This is a genomic window from Lysobacterales bacterium, from assembly GCA_016703225.1.
Taxonomy (GTDB): domain Bacteria; phylum Pseudomonadota; class Gammaproteobacteria; order Xanthomonadales; family Ahniellaceae; genus JADKHK01.
Window position 1 is genome coordinate 535,114 of the sequence record JADJCM010000002.1, and the last position, 12,833, is coordinate 547,946.

Consider the following 12,833-nt stretch of genomic DNA (forward strand, 5'->3'; position numbering starts at 1 on the left):
GCGAGCGGGTCCTCACCCGCGTGCTGGGGCGCGCACGTCACTCGAAGCCGTCTTTCATCAGCGAGCCGCGACAGAGATCTTCGGCGAGACGCGGGTCGACCAGCACGAAGAATCGGCTGCCGCTCAGGATCGGCGTGCTCGGTGATTCGGACTGGATGAACCAGCGTTGCAATCCGGTTTCGTAATGCGCGGAGACGTAGGGCACCGGTGTGCTGCCGCCGGCATCGACCGAGACATGCGGGCTGGCGCAGGGAACACCATTCAGGCGCGGATGGTCGAGCAGGGTGAGGGCCGGCACCGGTTGATTGGCCGGCGTGGCGACATGCACGAAGGCGTTGGCGCTGGCCGGCTGCAGGTAGACCGCGAAGTGGAGCCCGAGCGCCAGGGTGCCGCCGTCGGTGGTGCGCAGTCGCCAGCTGCCGCCGACGTGCGCGGCGCCGACCGGACGCAGGCCGGGCGCGCTGCCGTTCTCGGCCGGGCTGACCAGGAAGATGGCGTCGGCCGGCGCATTGGCCAACGTGCTGGGCAAGCTGCTGCCGGTGGCGCCATACGCGTTGGCGGATGACGTGGTGTGGGTTGCGAGGCCGGTGCCGCCGCTGCTGACCAGCAGATGGAAGCCCGCTCGCGCCGGCACATCGACCTGGTTCTGCGCGTAGAGATAGGGCGCCAGACCGGGGGTGATCGGGCCGAGCGTGATCGGATGGGCGTTCAACACGATGCCGTCCTGGCGCAGGCCGTCGCCGCGGGTGAATTGCAGGTTGAACGGCGTGTCGCCGATGCCAGCGACGCCGAACAGGCCGAGCTGCGCACTGGTGATGGCTTGATCGATCGTGCTGCTGAAGTCGCCGTACTCGAACGCGCCGATGTCGATCTGCGCTTCGCGCCAGCGGCGCATGCCATCGCCGTCGATCGGCAGCACCAGGCCGGTATTGATCGGGTCGGTGTTGGTGTAGGCAGAAAGGTCACCGACGTTGCGCAGCGGTGAGTCCGCACCCAGGCGGTGATGGCTGCCTTGGGTCCGCGGGTCGGCGGTGATCGTGTTCGGCCCCGGCGTGAACACATTGCCGCCGACGTTGAAGATGGCGTTGCTCTGGTTGCTGACCGCGCGCCCGGCGCCGAGCGGCGCAACGATGACGCCGTACGCGGGATGGTCGCGCAGCAGGTTGTTGGCGAAGCTCGCGTCGATGCCCACGGCTTCGCCGCTGGAGGTGCCGATGCGCAGTCCGCTCCTGCCACCGACCAGGGTGTTGTTGACGATGCGCGCCCGTACATCGGCGCTGCTGCCGGCGTTGATCCACAGGTTGCTGGCGAGCGAGTTGCCGTCCGCCTTGAGTACCGTCAGGTTGTTGGCGATGCGCGTCCGGATCGACGCCGCCCCGGAGGCATTGATCGAGATGCCGCCGCACATGCGCGCCAGTTCGCCGCGTGCGGGATCCGGCAGGATCTGGTTGCGCTCGACCAGCAGCTGACTGGGTGATGCATTTGATTCGACCTGCAAGGCGATGCCACGGCGGCCGAAGCCTTCGCCGTTCTCGGCACTGTCGCCCTTGGCCGAGATGAGGTTGTCGAGCACACGCGCCTGCAAGACCACATCCGGGCCCTGGGCGACAACGCTGACGCCGCTGCCGCCCGCGCGCGCCACCTGCAGCTGGTTGCGCTCGATCAGCACGTTCATCGAGTAGTCCGGGACGTCGTAGCCGAAGCCCACCAGAAAGATGGCGGTCGACTCGCTCTGCGCGAGGATGACGTTGTTGCGGATCGTGATCGATCCGGCGGTCAGGACCGTGATTTCGATGCCGCCATCGAGAAAGCGCAGCCCCTCGACGCGCACATCGTATGGCGTTGCGCTGCCCGCCTGGAGTCGCAGCCGCCGACCTGCGGCAAAAGTCGCGGAGATGCCGGCGCCGGCGCGCACCGATACCGCCTTGCTGATGCCATTGTCGACCTCGTCGATCGGCGCGGCGCTGACGATCTCGATGGTGTCGCCATCGTCGGCGCCATTGGCGCAGGCGTGGAACGTGCCCGCGCAGATGCCGCTGCCCGGCCAGGGACGAACCACGGCGGCGGCATCGGCGGCGATCAACAGCAGGGCGATCGGCAGCAGGCGACGAAGCAGCAAGGGCATGGCGAACTCCGGGCGGATGTTCGCTGCATAGCGTCATTTGCGCCCGATAGCCGACATCGACGCCTCTCAGCGCAGGGTGGACTCGAAGCCGTCGCGGAACACGGCACCCGCATCGCGCTCGTCGGCGCCGATGTCGAAGGGCGCGGTTCGCACGTCGCGGTCGATGTCGTCGCCGACCTCGGCGACCACGGTGCCGGCGTCGATCGCGGCGCTGCCGGCGACCAGATGGCCGTCAGCGGCGACGGCAGTGGCAGCTTCGGCGCTGTGCGCGTCGCTGTTCTCCTCGGCTCGCCAGGCAGCGAAGCCGCCGCCGTTGTCGAGGCTGCTGCCCGGTCGGGTATCGAAAAAGTTGCAGGCGCCGGTGCTGTCGTGGAAGCGGTTGTAGTCGCTGCCCGGGCTGCCGCTGAGGCCATACAGGCCGCCCGGTTCGATCTCGTCCAGCCAGCGGATGCCGACGCAGTCGCCGCCCGACTGCAGCACCAGGTTGTTGATCAGGCGCGGGTTCACGCTCGGTGGCCGGCCTGCGATCGGGTCCCAGTCCTGCAGCGTGACGCCGAAGTAGAGCGCGGCGTGGCCGAGGCTGGCGGTGCGGATCAGCGTGTTGTTGGCGACCAGCGCGTTCTGTGCGGCATACAGGCCGATGCCCGAGTAGCCGGTGTCGATCACGATGTTGTTGCGCACGACACCGCGGATCGCTTCGTAGTAGAGCGGGTTGGCGACAGTGTCGAAGAACTCGGGGCTGGTGTCGAAGCCGACCAGAATGCCGGCGGCGCCGGCGCGCTCGATGCGGTTGCGTTCCACGACCACGTCGCTGGCGCCGCCCTTGAAGTACAGGCCGGTGGTCGCGGTGTCGTGGATGTGGCTGTCGGCGACGCGCATGCGCGAGCCGTTGACGTTGTCGATGCCCTCGGCGTTCATGTCGTCGAGCGGTGTGCCCGGCGGATAGCGGCGACCGCTGTGATCGATCTCGCAACGGCGGATGGTCACGTCGTTCGACTTCGGCGTGATCTTGATCGCGTCGCGGCCGCTGTCGTGGATGCGGCAGTCTTCGATCAGGATGTTCGAGGCGCCGTGGCCGGTCGGGTTACTGGTGGAGTCCCAGTCGGTCTGCAGGAACAGCGCGTAGTAGTAGCCGCCCGAGATCTCGAGGTTGGACAGCGTGCTACCGCTGGCGTCGGGGTCGATCTGTACCGTCACCGTGTCCAGGGTGTTGATGTCGCAGTGGAGATGCGCGCGTTCGCCCGGCGGCGAGCGCAGCGTCAGCGGCAGGCGCAGGCGCACCTCGCATTCGTTGTAGGTGTTGTTGCCGACCGGGCCGCGCACGGTGACCACGTCTCCCGCCGTGAGCAGGCCAAGCCCCGGGTCGAGCACGTGGCCGAGTGTGCGAAACGGCGCCGCCACCGAGCCGGTTCCGGTGGCGTCGTTGCCGCTGGTGGAGACGAACCACTCGGCGGCATGGACCGGCAGCGACAGCGTGAGCAGTGCGGCGATCAGCGAGCGCATGGCAATCTCCGTGGGTGTTGTAGCGGACATACGCCGTTTCCGGGTTGAGCTGACATTAGACTCGCGGCGTGGGCACGGGAGGCAGGATGCAGGCGGGCGAGGTCACGGAGTTGGTGCAACGCTGGGGCGCGGGCGATGGCGACGCGCTCGCGGCCCTGTTGCCGCTGGTCTACGCCGACCTGCGCCGGCTCGCGGCGCAGCAGCTGCGCGCCAACGTCGGCCACGACACGCTGCAACCGACCGCGCTGGTCAATGACGTATTCGTACGCCTGCTCGGCGCCAGCCGCATCGACATCGGCGATCGCAAGCACTTCTTCACCACCGCGGCCAAGTTGATGCGCCAGGTACTGGTCGATCGCGCCCGCGCCAAGGCGCGCGACAAGCGCGGCGGCGACTGGCAGCGCGTCGAACTGGTCGAGGCCGCAGCCCTGCCGATCGATGCCGACACCGACCTTCCGGCGCTGGACGAAGCCTTGCGCCGGCTCGCGCTGCTCGATGCACGCGTCGCCGAAGTGGTCGAACTGCGCTGCTTCGGCGGCCTCGAAGTGAGCGAAGTCGCGACCCTGCTCGGGCTCGACGAGCGCACCGTCTACCGCGACTGGGCGATGGCGCGGGCCTGGCTGCGGCAGCAGTTGGCGGGTTGAGACATGGAGGACGATTGAATATGGCCAGGGTTCGCTTGAAGGGCACACCCGTGATCGCCATCCGCGGCACTGATTGGGGCGCGCGGCGACTGCAAGGAGCAGACGCATGAACGAACATCCCGCCAAGTCATCGCGTCTGTTCGAGGATGTCGTCGCCATCCTGCGGGATGCCCGCAGGATGGCCTACACCGCAGCCAATGCCGCCATGGTGGACGCTTACTGGCGCATCGGGCGTCGTATCGTCGAGGAAGAGCAAGGCGGAGCCGCCCGCGCCGAATATGGCAGCCAGCTCATCCGCCATCTCGCGCGTGCGCTCGGCGAGGAACTCGGCAGCGGAATGTCCGTCGCCAACCTCAGGAATTTCAGGCAGTTCTACCTGAGCTTCCCCGATGCGGAAAAGCGCTACGCACTGCGTAGCGAATTGAGCTGGACGCACTGGCGCCTCGTCATGCGGGTCGACGATCCGAAAGCTAGGGACTACTACATCCAGGAAACTGCCCGCCAGCAATGGACTTCCCGCGCCCTGCAGCGGGCCATCGAGACCCGCAGCTTCGAACGGCTGCTGCAGGCCCCCGAGTCCGTTGCTCCGGCAATGCCGGAGGCCAATCCAAAGCAGCTCCTGAAGGACCCCTACATCCTCGAGTTCCTCGATCTGCCAGAACAGCCGTCACCCAGCGAACGCCAGCTGGAAGATGCCCTCGTCGTCCGCTTGCGCGACTTCCTCATGGAACTCGGTCGTGGCTTTTCCTTCGTTGGCCGCCAGTTCCGCATCAGCACCGAGACGGCTCACTTCTACATTGATCTCGTCTTCTACAACTACCTCATCAAGTGCTTTGTCCTGATCGACCTGAAGACGAAGAAGCTGACCCACGGCGACATCGGGCAGATGGACATGTATGTCAGGATGTTCGATGACCTCAAACGCGGTGAGGGTGACAACCCCACGCTCGGCATCATCCTCTGCGCGGACAAGGACGAGACCCTTGTCCGTTACTCCGTGCTCAGCGAGAGCCAGCAGCTCTTTGCCTCCAAGTACCGCCTCGTCCTGCCCAGCGAAGAGGAACTCCAGAACGAGCTCGAACGTCGCCACATTCTCGATTGGCCGCGACACGAGGGGATCTGCGATCCATGAGCGCGCCGTCCAGTGTCACCCTGCGCAGTTGCAGCTCGGACGCGTCGTTCGGTCATCCGGCCCTGCTCGGCCTCGACGAACGCACTGTCTACCGCGACTGGGCGATGGCGCGGGCCTGGCTGCGCCAGCAGTTGGCGGGTTGAGTGATGACAACGCAATCCGCCGATCTCGAGTTTGCCCGTCTGCGCGAGGCCTTCCACGCGCTGGTCGAACTGGACACGGCGGCGCGTGCCGGTGCGATGGTCGAGTGGCGCGCGCGTGATCCTGAGTTTGCCGCCGCGCTTACGCAATTGCTGGACGCGGTGGACGTGCGCGACCTGGCCGCGCCGGCGTCGCCCGAGCGCTGCGGGCCGTACCGGATCGTGCGCCGCATCGGCAGCGGCGGCATGGGCGAGGTGTTCCTGGCCGAGCGCGACGACGGCGCTTATGCGCAACGGGTGGCGCTGAAGCTGATCCGTCGGGATTTGTCCGGTCTCGGGCTGGATCTGCGTTTTCTGCGCGAGCGCCAGATTCTGGCGCGCCTGGAGCATCCGCAGATCGCGCGCCTGCTTGATGGCGGCGTCGATGGCTGCGGTCGTCCCTGGCTGGCGATGCACTACGTCGAAGGCGTCGATCTCGCGCTCTGGGTGCGGCAGCGGCGACCGCGCCTGCGTGAGCGCATCGCGCTGTTCGTGCAGGTCTGCGACGCGGTGGCCTATGCGCATCGCGCGCTGGTCGTGCATCGCGACCTGAAGCCCGCGAACATCCTGGTCGATGGCGATGACGTGCCGCATCTGCTGGATTTCGGTATCGCCAAGCTCGTCGATGACGACAGCGACGCCGCGACGCGCGCCGGTGTCACCGCGATGACGCTGCGCTACGCCGCGCCCGAACAGGTGCTCGGCGATCGCGCCACGACGCTGACCGACGTGCATGCCGCCGGCGTCGTGTTGTACGAATTGCTGGCGCTGCAGTCGCCCTACGCGGCCGCCGAGTCCGGCGCGATGGCCTGGCAGGACGCGATCGTGCGTGGCGCGGTGCGGCCGCTGGCCGAGTCACTGGATGTATCACTGCTCGAAGCCGCGGAGCGGGCGCAAGTGGCCGCGGAGTTGGCGCCGCTGGTCGCCTGCGCGATGGCCACCTCGCCGGCGGCGCGCTACGCCGGAATCGCCCAGTTCGCCGATGACTTGCGCGACTGGCTGGCCGGTCGCGCGCCACGCAGCGGCATTGGCTCCTGGCGCCTGCGCGCACGCGCGTTCCTGCGCCGGCACCGGGTAGCGGTGGTTGCGGCGTCGGCGGCGATCGCGGGCCTGGCCATTGCCGCTGCAGTCGCCTGGAGCGAAGCCATCGAAGCGCGGCGCCAGGCTACGATCGCGAAGGCCAATGTCGGTGCGCTGCTGGAAGTGCTGGCGGCGGCGAATCCGATGCGTTATGCCGGTCGCGATCCGACTGCGAGCGAGTTTCTGGTGACGGCGGCCGCGACCATCCGCCGCGAACACGGCGACAATCCGGAGTTGGTGTTCCGCGCACTCGGCGAAATCGGCCACGGTCTGCTCAACCTTGGCCAGGACGACCGCGCGCGCCCGGTGTTGCAGGAAGCGCTGCTGGTCGCCGACCGCGCGCCAGCGATCAGAGCGATCGAGCGCCTTGGCTACCTCAAGCTGCTGGCGATGTCGTTCGACGGCGATGACCCGGCAGCGCTGCCCGGTGTGCGCGCCGCCGCCGACCGCATCGAAGCACTGGCGCTGCAGGCGCCGCGGGCGCCAGCGTCTGCGGATGCGCTGGCCAGTGTCGCGAGCATGCTGTCGCGGCTCGGTGAGCGCGAGCGCGCGGCGAAGCTGTTCCAGCAAGCGGTTTCCGCGCTCGCTGCCGGCGACCTGCCGCGTTCCGCGCGCGAGAACATCTGGCGCCAAAAGGGCTGGGCGGCATTGCGCGCCGGAGACGCCGAGGGCGCGCAGCGCGACTTCACCGCAATGCGCGTGGTGATCGACGAAGCGCCGGTCGAGTTCGACCCGCTGCGCATCGCAGAAGCCGACTGGTTGCTAGCCGAGGCGGCGATCGACCTCGGCGATGCGACGACTGCGTTCGCCCACCTCGCACGCGCCGAGCCGGTGTTGCTCGCCGAGTACGGATCCGAGCACCCCGAGCGGCGCAGCATCGCGCTCACCCGCATCGCGGCCACCTTGGCGGCGCAAGACGCAGCCACGGCGATGGCCGCCATCGGCGCGCTCGCCGCCACTGATTTCCCTGCCGCAGCGCCCGGCGACCAGGCGCGCATCGATCTGCTGCTTGGTGATGCGCTGCTGCTGCTCGCCCGCTGCGACGAGGCCGCCGTGTTCCTCGACGCCCCACCGCCCGCGCAACCGCGCCTGCAGCGCCAGCATGCCCGGCTCGCCGAAATGCGCGCGGATCGCTGTACTCGAGACTGATTGGGTGCGCGGCCGAAGCCTCCGCCGTCGCAAACTCAGTCGGTCGTGTCGATCTCGGGCAAGCCGAGTTCGCGCCGCGTCGCCGCCACGTCGAGCTTGCGCAGAAAGCGGAGCATGTTGTTCCACATCGCGTGATGGTGGTAGCCGCTGCTGCGCAAGCGCTTTCCGCCTTGCGCAGGCACCCGGGGAAGCTGAGCCTTGGTGATCGCGAATTCGCTGCGTGCACGCATGGGCGCTGCGAGCGACGCGGTGCCGCGGTAGTGGCAATCCGGTAGTTGCCGCTCAGCCGGGCTGCGTGCGTGCGTGACCGTGACAGTCGAGAAAACGGCGGCCGTTGCCGCAGATGCAACTGATGCGCGCCAGGTCGACCCGCGGTACATCGTTTGCTGGCAGCGGCTTCACTGCGACCATGTTGAGGCTGATCGGTACCCCCAGGAATCGCATCGAGCTGGTGTCGTCGAATAGCCCGAAATCTGCGACCCGACTCACGTCGGCGTAGCCGGTTGCGAGCAGAAACCAGGCCAGCATGTCCTGCGTGAAGCCGACCTTGTGGTAATCCCAGGCATCGACATGGCCGCCGAACAGCATGCGCGTCAGCGCAAAGCGTTCCGCTTGGCGGTCTTTCGGAATCTCGAGCAGCAGGTGCGCGAGCACTTCCATGTCGGGCACGCTGATGCGCAGGAAACCGCCCGGAATCAGCACTCGCCACCACTCGCGAAGCGTCTGCGCAAGCTCATCACGGTAGTCGAAGTGCTCGAGCAGATGCGATGCGTAGAGCTCATCAAAGCTCGCTTCCGCAAAACGCGAGAGATCGCGTGCATCACCGACGTGATCGACTTCAGGGCTGGGCACCACGTTCATCAATTCCCAGCCTGCGACGCGGACCTTGCCGCCCAGATGCAGTCTTCTCATACCATTTTCATACCCGGAAATCGACGCAAGTGTCAGGCAGGCGCGCCACGGGTGCAACGATCGCCCGGGAGAAGACGCGTATCGCCGTTCAGGCTGGTCTTTCGCGCGCGGTGCGTTCCGGCAGCCCGAGTTCGCGCCGCGTCGCCGCCACGTCGAGCTTGCGCAGAAAGCGGATCATGTTGTTCCACATCGCGTGGTAGTGGTAGCCGCCTTCGCGCATCTCTGCGATGGCGGCTTCCGCGCTCCAGTCCTCGACCAGCATGCGATAGGCCGCGATCACCGTGCCGGTGCGATCGGCGCCATGGCGGCAATGCAACAGCACCGGCTGGTTGGCTGGATCGAGCAGTGCCCGCAGTGCGCGCACCCCCTCGGCGTGATCGACATCCCAGCTCTCGATCGGTGCGTGGATGCGCTTGGCGTTCGGCAGCAACTCCGCCGCATCTTCCCCCCAGCGCAGGGAAATCACCGACTTGATGCCGAGCGCATCGAGCGCGGCCTGTGCACCGTCGCGTGGTTGCGCGCTGTGGTAGATCACCGGGCTGACCTGGTGCAGGTTGGGTAGCGTGCGCTGCGCAATCGGTCGCGCCCAGTTTTCCGGGCGCGCCTCTGCGTGCGCGGCGGCGGCGAGCATCAGCAGAAGCAGGATGCGGCGGATCATGGGGTGAGTTCCGCAGTCATCGGCACGGCCAGCCGCCCGCGCAGCGAATTCGCCATCACGTCGCTGACGATGACATCGGCGAACTGGCCGATCAGGCTCTCCGGGGCAACGAAGTTCAGGTAGCGCATGTTCTCGGTTCGACCGCTCAGCTCGAGCGCGTTGCGCCGGCTGGTCTTCTCGACCAGAACACGTTGCGTCGTGCCGAGCATCGCCTCGCTGATCTTCTGCGAATTCGCCGTGATCAGCGCCTGCAGTTGTTGCAGGCGTTCGAGCTTGAGCGCCTCCGGAGTGTCGTCTTCAAGATTCGCCGCCGGCGTGCCCGGGCGGCGCGAATAGACGAAGCTGAAGCTCTGGTCGAAGCCGATGTCTTCGCACAGCTTCATGGTCGCCGCGAAGTCCTTCTCGGTTTCGCCCGGGAAGCCGACGATGAGGTCGGTGCTGATCGAGATGTCCGGCCGCACCGCGCGCAACTTGCGGATGCGCGCCTTGTATTCGAGCACGGTATGGCCGCGCTTCATCGCGGCGAGGATGCGGTCGGAACCGGACTGCACCGGCAGGTGCAGGTAGTTCGCGAGCTTGGGCACGTTGGCGTACGCGTCGATCAAACGGTCGGTGAACTCCAGCGGGTGCGAGGTGGTGAAGCGGATGCGGCCGATGCCGGGCAGGGCGGCGATCGCCTCGATCAGGTAGGCGAGGTCGGCTTCCTCGCCGTCGTCGAGTTGGCCGCGATAGGCGTTGACGTTCTGGCCGAGCAGGTTGACCTCGCGCACGCCCTGTTGCTCAAGCGAGCGCACCTCGGTCATCACATCCTCGAAGCGGCGCGAGACTTCCTCGCCGCGGGTGTAGGGCACCACGCAGAACGAGCAGTACTTCGAGCAGCCTTCCATGATCGACACGAACGCGGTCGGGCCGTCCTTGCGCGGCGGCGGCAGGTGGTCGAACTTCTCGATTTCCGGAAACGAGATGTCGACCTGCGGCTGGTTCGTCGCGCGTCGGGCCTCGATCATCTCCGGCAGTCGGTGCAGCGTCTGCGGACCGAACACGAGATCGACATGCGGTGCGCGATCGATGATCGCCGTGCCTTCCTGGGACGCGACGCAGCCGCCGACACCAATGATCACATTCCCTCCGCGAGCCTTCTTCAGTTCGCGCCAGCGCCCCAGTTGCGAGAACACTTTTTCCTGCGCGCGCTCGCGGATCGAGCAGGTGTTGACCAGAATGACGTCGGCCTCGGCCTCGTTCTCGGTGAGCATGAGCCCGTGCGCGGCCATGAGCACGTCGGCCATTCTGGTCGAGTCGTACTCGTTCATCTGGCAACCGTGGGTCTTGATGAACAGCTTGCCGGACATCGGTGCAACCTCGGGCGGAAAAAGCCGCGCAGTGTACGGGTTGGCGGCGGTCGATTGTAGGCTGTCAAGGCGGACGCACTGGCAAATCGCGGGCGGATTGGCGAAACTTCCGGCGCGCCGGCAAGGTCCGAGCGCTGTCCAGGGAGTTCGACGCTTGCCACTGCACCGTTTGATCCGACTGCTGCCGTTCCTGTTTCTGGCCCCGCTTGCGGTCGTCGCCAGCGACGTGCGCGTGTTCAAGGACAAGAGCGGCGTCATCAACATCGTCAGCACCAACAGCCGCCTGCCCGGCACCGGCGAGCGCTACTACAAGCGCATCGATGGCAAGGGTACGGTGCATTTCACCTCGAAGCCGCCGATCGCCGGCGGTTACTCGGTGGTCTACGTGGACGCCTGCCCGGCCTGCGACGTGCACTCGACCGTCAACTGGAATGCGACGCGACTGAATACCACCGCCTACGCCGACGAGATCGCCGCCGCCGCCGCCGCGAATGGCGTCGACGCCGCACTGGTGCGCGCGCTGATTCACGCCGAGTCCTCCTTCAACCCGAATGCACGCTCGCACAAGGGTGCCCAGGGCCTGATGCAGTTGATGCCTGCGACCGCCGGCATGTACGGGGTCAGCAACGCCTACGACGGCGCGCAGAACATCCGTGCCGGCGTGCAGCATCTGGCCGGCCTGCTGAAGAACTATGACGGCGACATCAAGCTCGCCGCCGCCGCCTACAACGCCGGCGAAGGCGCGGTGAAGAAATACGGCGGCGTGCCGCCCTATGCCGAGACCCGCGTCTACGTCGACCGCGTCGAGATCCTGATGAAGCGCTACCAGCAGGCTCAGCAGACCGCGGGACTCGGCGCTTCCTGATCCGTTTCAGCGTTGCTGGCGCGGGCGACGGATCAATTCCACCTCGGTGACAAACTCGACGCCGACACGCAGGGCGCGCACCTGCACCTTGGTCGCAGGAGCAAGCGCGGCTTCGCGCGAACGCAGGTCGCCCTCGTCTTCCACGGCCTGACCATTGAACTCGACGACCACGTCGCCGGGCTTCAGCCCAGCCTGATCGGCGGGTCCGTCCGGCAGCAGCAGCGCGATCTGGGCGCCGCGTTGCTGCACTGATCCCTCTGCCGCGGGAGAAGCCGGCGCGCCGGCGTACTCGGCGCCCATCCAGCCGCGGATCACTTCGCCGTTCTGGACGATCTGCTCCAGCACGCGCCGTGCCGATGCGGCCGGAATCGCGAAGCTGATGCCGAGCCCGGTGCCAAACACTGCGGTATTGATGCCGACCAGCGCGCCTTCGGCATTGACCAGCGCGCCGCCGGAATTGCCGGAGTTGATCGCGGCATCGGTCTGGATGAAGTCCTCGTAGCGGCTCAGGCTCAACTGGTTGCGACCGGTGGCGCTGACGATACCGAGTGTCACCGTCTGGCTCAGGCCGTAGGGATTGCCGATCGCAAGCACGACATCGCCGGCACGCAACGCATCGGCTTCGGCGAAGTGCGCCGCAGGCAAGCGGGCACCTTCGATCTTGATCACCGCCAGGTCGGTCTCCTGGTCGACACCGATGATGCGCGCTGAAGTGATGCGTCCGTCCCATAGGCCGATCAGGATGTCGTCGGCGCCCGCGACCACATGGTGGTTGGTCAGCACGTAGCCGTCCTCGCCGACGATGACGCCGGAACCGAGGCTGCGCTCCAGGCGCTTGCGCGTCGGCCCGAGGGTGACGCCGTTGTAACGGCTCAGGGTCGGGTCGGTGAAGCTGCGATAGGCCTGCTCGGCGACCACACGCTGGGTGTAGATGCTGACGACCGATGGGCCGGCCTTGTCCACCGCAGCACGATAGGAGCCCGGCGCGGTCGCAGCGGGTGCCGATACCGGGGTGGGCGCGGCTGCGGCGGCGAAACGCTGCGGCCACACACGCGAAACGACGAAGGCGATCGCCAGGCCGAGCACGGCGAATTGCAGGACGAACAGGGCGGAACGGGCGAAGGTGCGCATGGGTCGCATTCTGACTTCTGCGGCGGGATCTTGTCCGTGCCGGAAGGCGCCTTGTTCCGCTGCGGTTTTGATTGTCCTGTCCCGGCGCGTTCCACTAGAATCGCGC

Annotated in this window: 12 protein-coding genes; 5 read left to right on the forward strand and 7 right to left on the reverse strand. The window is 67.1% G+C overall.

From position 1 onward, the window contains the following. Window positions 1-37: 37 nt before the first annotated feature. The gene (locus IPG63_11015) at window positions 38-2,125 is read right to left on the reverse strand and encodes a hypothetical protein (GenBank protein MBK6727776.1); all 2,088 of its coding nucleotides are present in this window, start codon (window positions 2,123-2,125) and stop codon (window positions 38-40) included. 66 nt (window positions 2,126-2,191) lie between these two features. Next, window positions 2,192-3,628: a right-handed parallel beta-helix repeat-containing protein gene (locus IPG63_11020; protein ID MBK6727777.1), complete on the reverse strand. Its 1,437-nt coding sequence runs from the start codon at window positions 3,626-3,628 to the stop codon at window positions 2,192-2,194. An 86-nt stretch (window positions 3,629-3,714) separates the two neighbouring features. Between IPG63_11020 and IPG63_11025 the strand changes: the two genes are divergently transcribed. From IPG63_11025 to IPG63_11040, 4 genes are all read left to right on the forward strand, one after another. Beyond that, the gene (locus IPG63_11025) at window positions 3,715-4,272 is read left to right on the forward strand and encodes a sigma-70 family RNA polymerase sigma factor (protein MBK6727778.1); all 558 of its coding nucleotides are present in this window, start codon (window positions 3,715-3,717) and stop codon (window positions 4,270-4,272) included. Between the two features lie 106 nt (window positions 4,273-4,378). Next, the gene (locus tag IPG63_11030; protein MBK6727779.1) at window positions 4,379-5,404 is read left to right on the forward strand and encodes a DUF1016 family protein; all 1,026 of its coding nucleotides are present in this window, start codon (window positions 4,379-4,381) and stop codon (window positions 5,402-5,404) included. Continuing rightward, window positions 5,401-5,547 (forward strand): hypothetical protein, encoded by a 147-nt coding sequence (locus tag IPG63_11035; GenBank protein ID MBK6727780.1) that lies wholly within the window; start codon window positions 5,401-5,403, stop codon window positions 5,545-5,547. Before IPG63_11030 ends, IPG63_11035 begins: the two co-directional genes overlap by 4 nt. Window positions 5,548-5,550: 3 nt before the next feature. Further along, window positions 5,551-7,812, forward strand: a complete 2,262-nt coding sequence (locus IPG63_11040; protein MBK6727781.1) for a protein kinase — start codon at window positions 5,551-5,553, stop codon at window positions 7,810-7,812. A gap of 35 nt (window positions 7,813-7,847) precedes the next feature. On the opposite strand, the gene IPG63_11045 is transcribed toward IPG63_11040, so the two are convergent. The 4 genes from IPG63_11045 to miaB form a co-directional block, all read right to left on the reverse strand. Then, a complete protein-coding gene (locus IPG63_11045) occupies window positions 7,848-8,042 on the reverse strand; it encodes a hypothetical protein (protein MBK6727782.1) in 195 nt (64 codons plus the stop codon). 52 nt (window positions 8,043-8,094) lie between these two features. Then, window positions 8,095-8,724, reverse strand: a complete 630-nt coding sequence (locus tag IPG63_11050; GenBank protein MBK6727783.1) for a methyltransferase domain-containing protein — start codon at window positions 8,722-8,724, stop codon at window positions 8,095-8,097. Window positions 8,725-8,812: 88 nt separating this feature from the next. Then, window positions 8,813-9,382 (reverse strand): tyrosine-protein phosphatase, encoded by a 570-nt coding sequence (locus IPG63_11055; protein MBK6727784.1) that lies wholly within the window; start codon window positions 9,380-9,382, stop codon window positions 8,813-8,815. Next, window positions 9,379-10,731: a tRNA (N6-isopentenyl adenosine(37)-C2)-methylthiotransferase MiaB gene (gene miaB / locus IPG63_11060; GenBank protein MBK6727785.1), complete on the reverse strand. Its 1,353-nt coding sequence runs from the start codon at window positions 10,729-10,731 to the stop codon at window positions 9,379-9,381. The genes IPG63_11055 and miaB overlap by 4 nt, the downstream gene beginning before the upstream one ends. Between miaB and IPG63_11065 the strand changes: the two genes are divergently transcribed. After that, the gene (locus tag IPG63_11065) at window positions 10,652-11,596 is read left to right on the forward strand and encodes a lytic transglycosylase domain-containing protein (protein MBK6727786.1); all 945 of its coding nucleotides are present in this window, start codon (window positions 10,652-10,654) and stop codon (window positions 11,594-11,596) included. The genes miaB and IPG63_11065 overlap by 80 nt on opposite strands. 6 nt (window positions 11,597-11,602) lie before the next feature. Here the strand turns inward: IPG63_11065 and IPG63_11070 are convergent, their stop codons facing one another. Further along, on the reverse strand, window positions 11,603-12,727 hold the full coding sequence (locus tag IPG63_11070) for a trypsin-like peptidase domain-containing protein (GenBank protein MBK6727787.1): 1,125 nt from the start codon (window positions 12,725-12,727) through the stop codon (window positions 11,603-11,605). Window positions 12,728-12,833 lie beyond the last annotated feature (106 nt).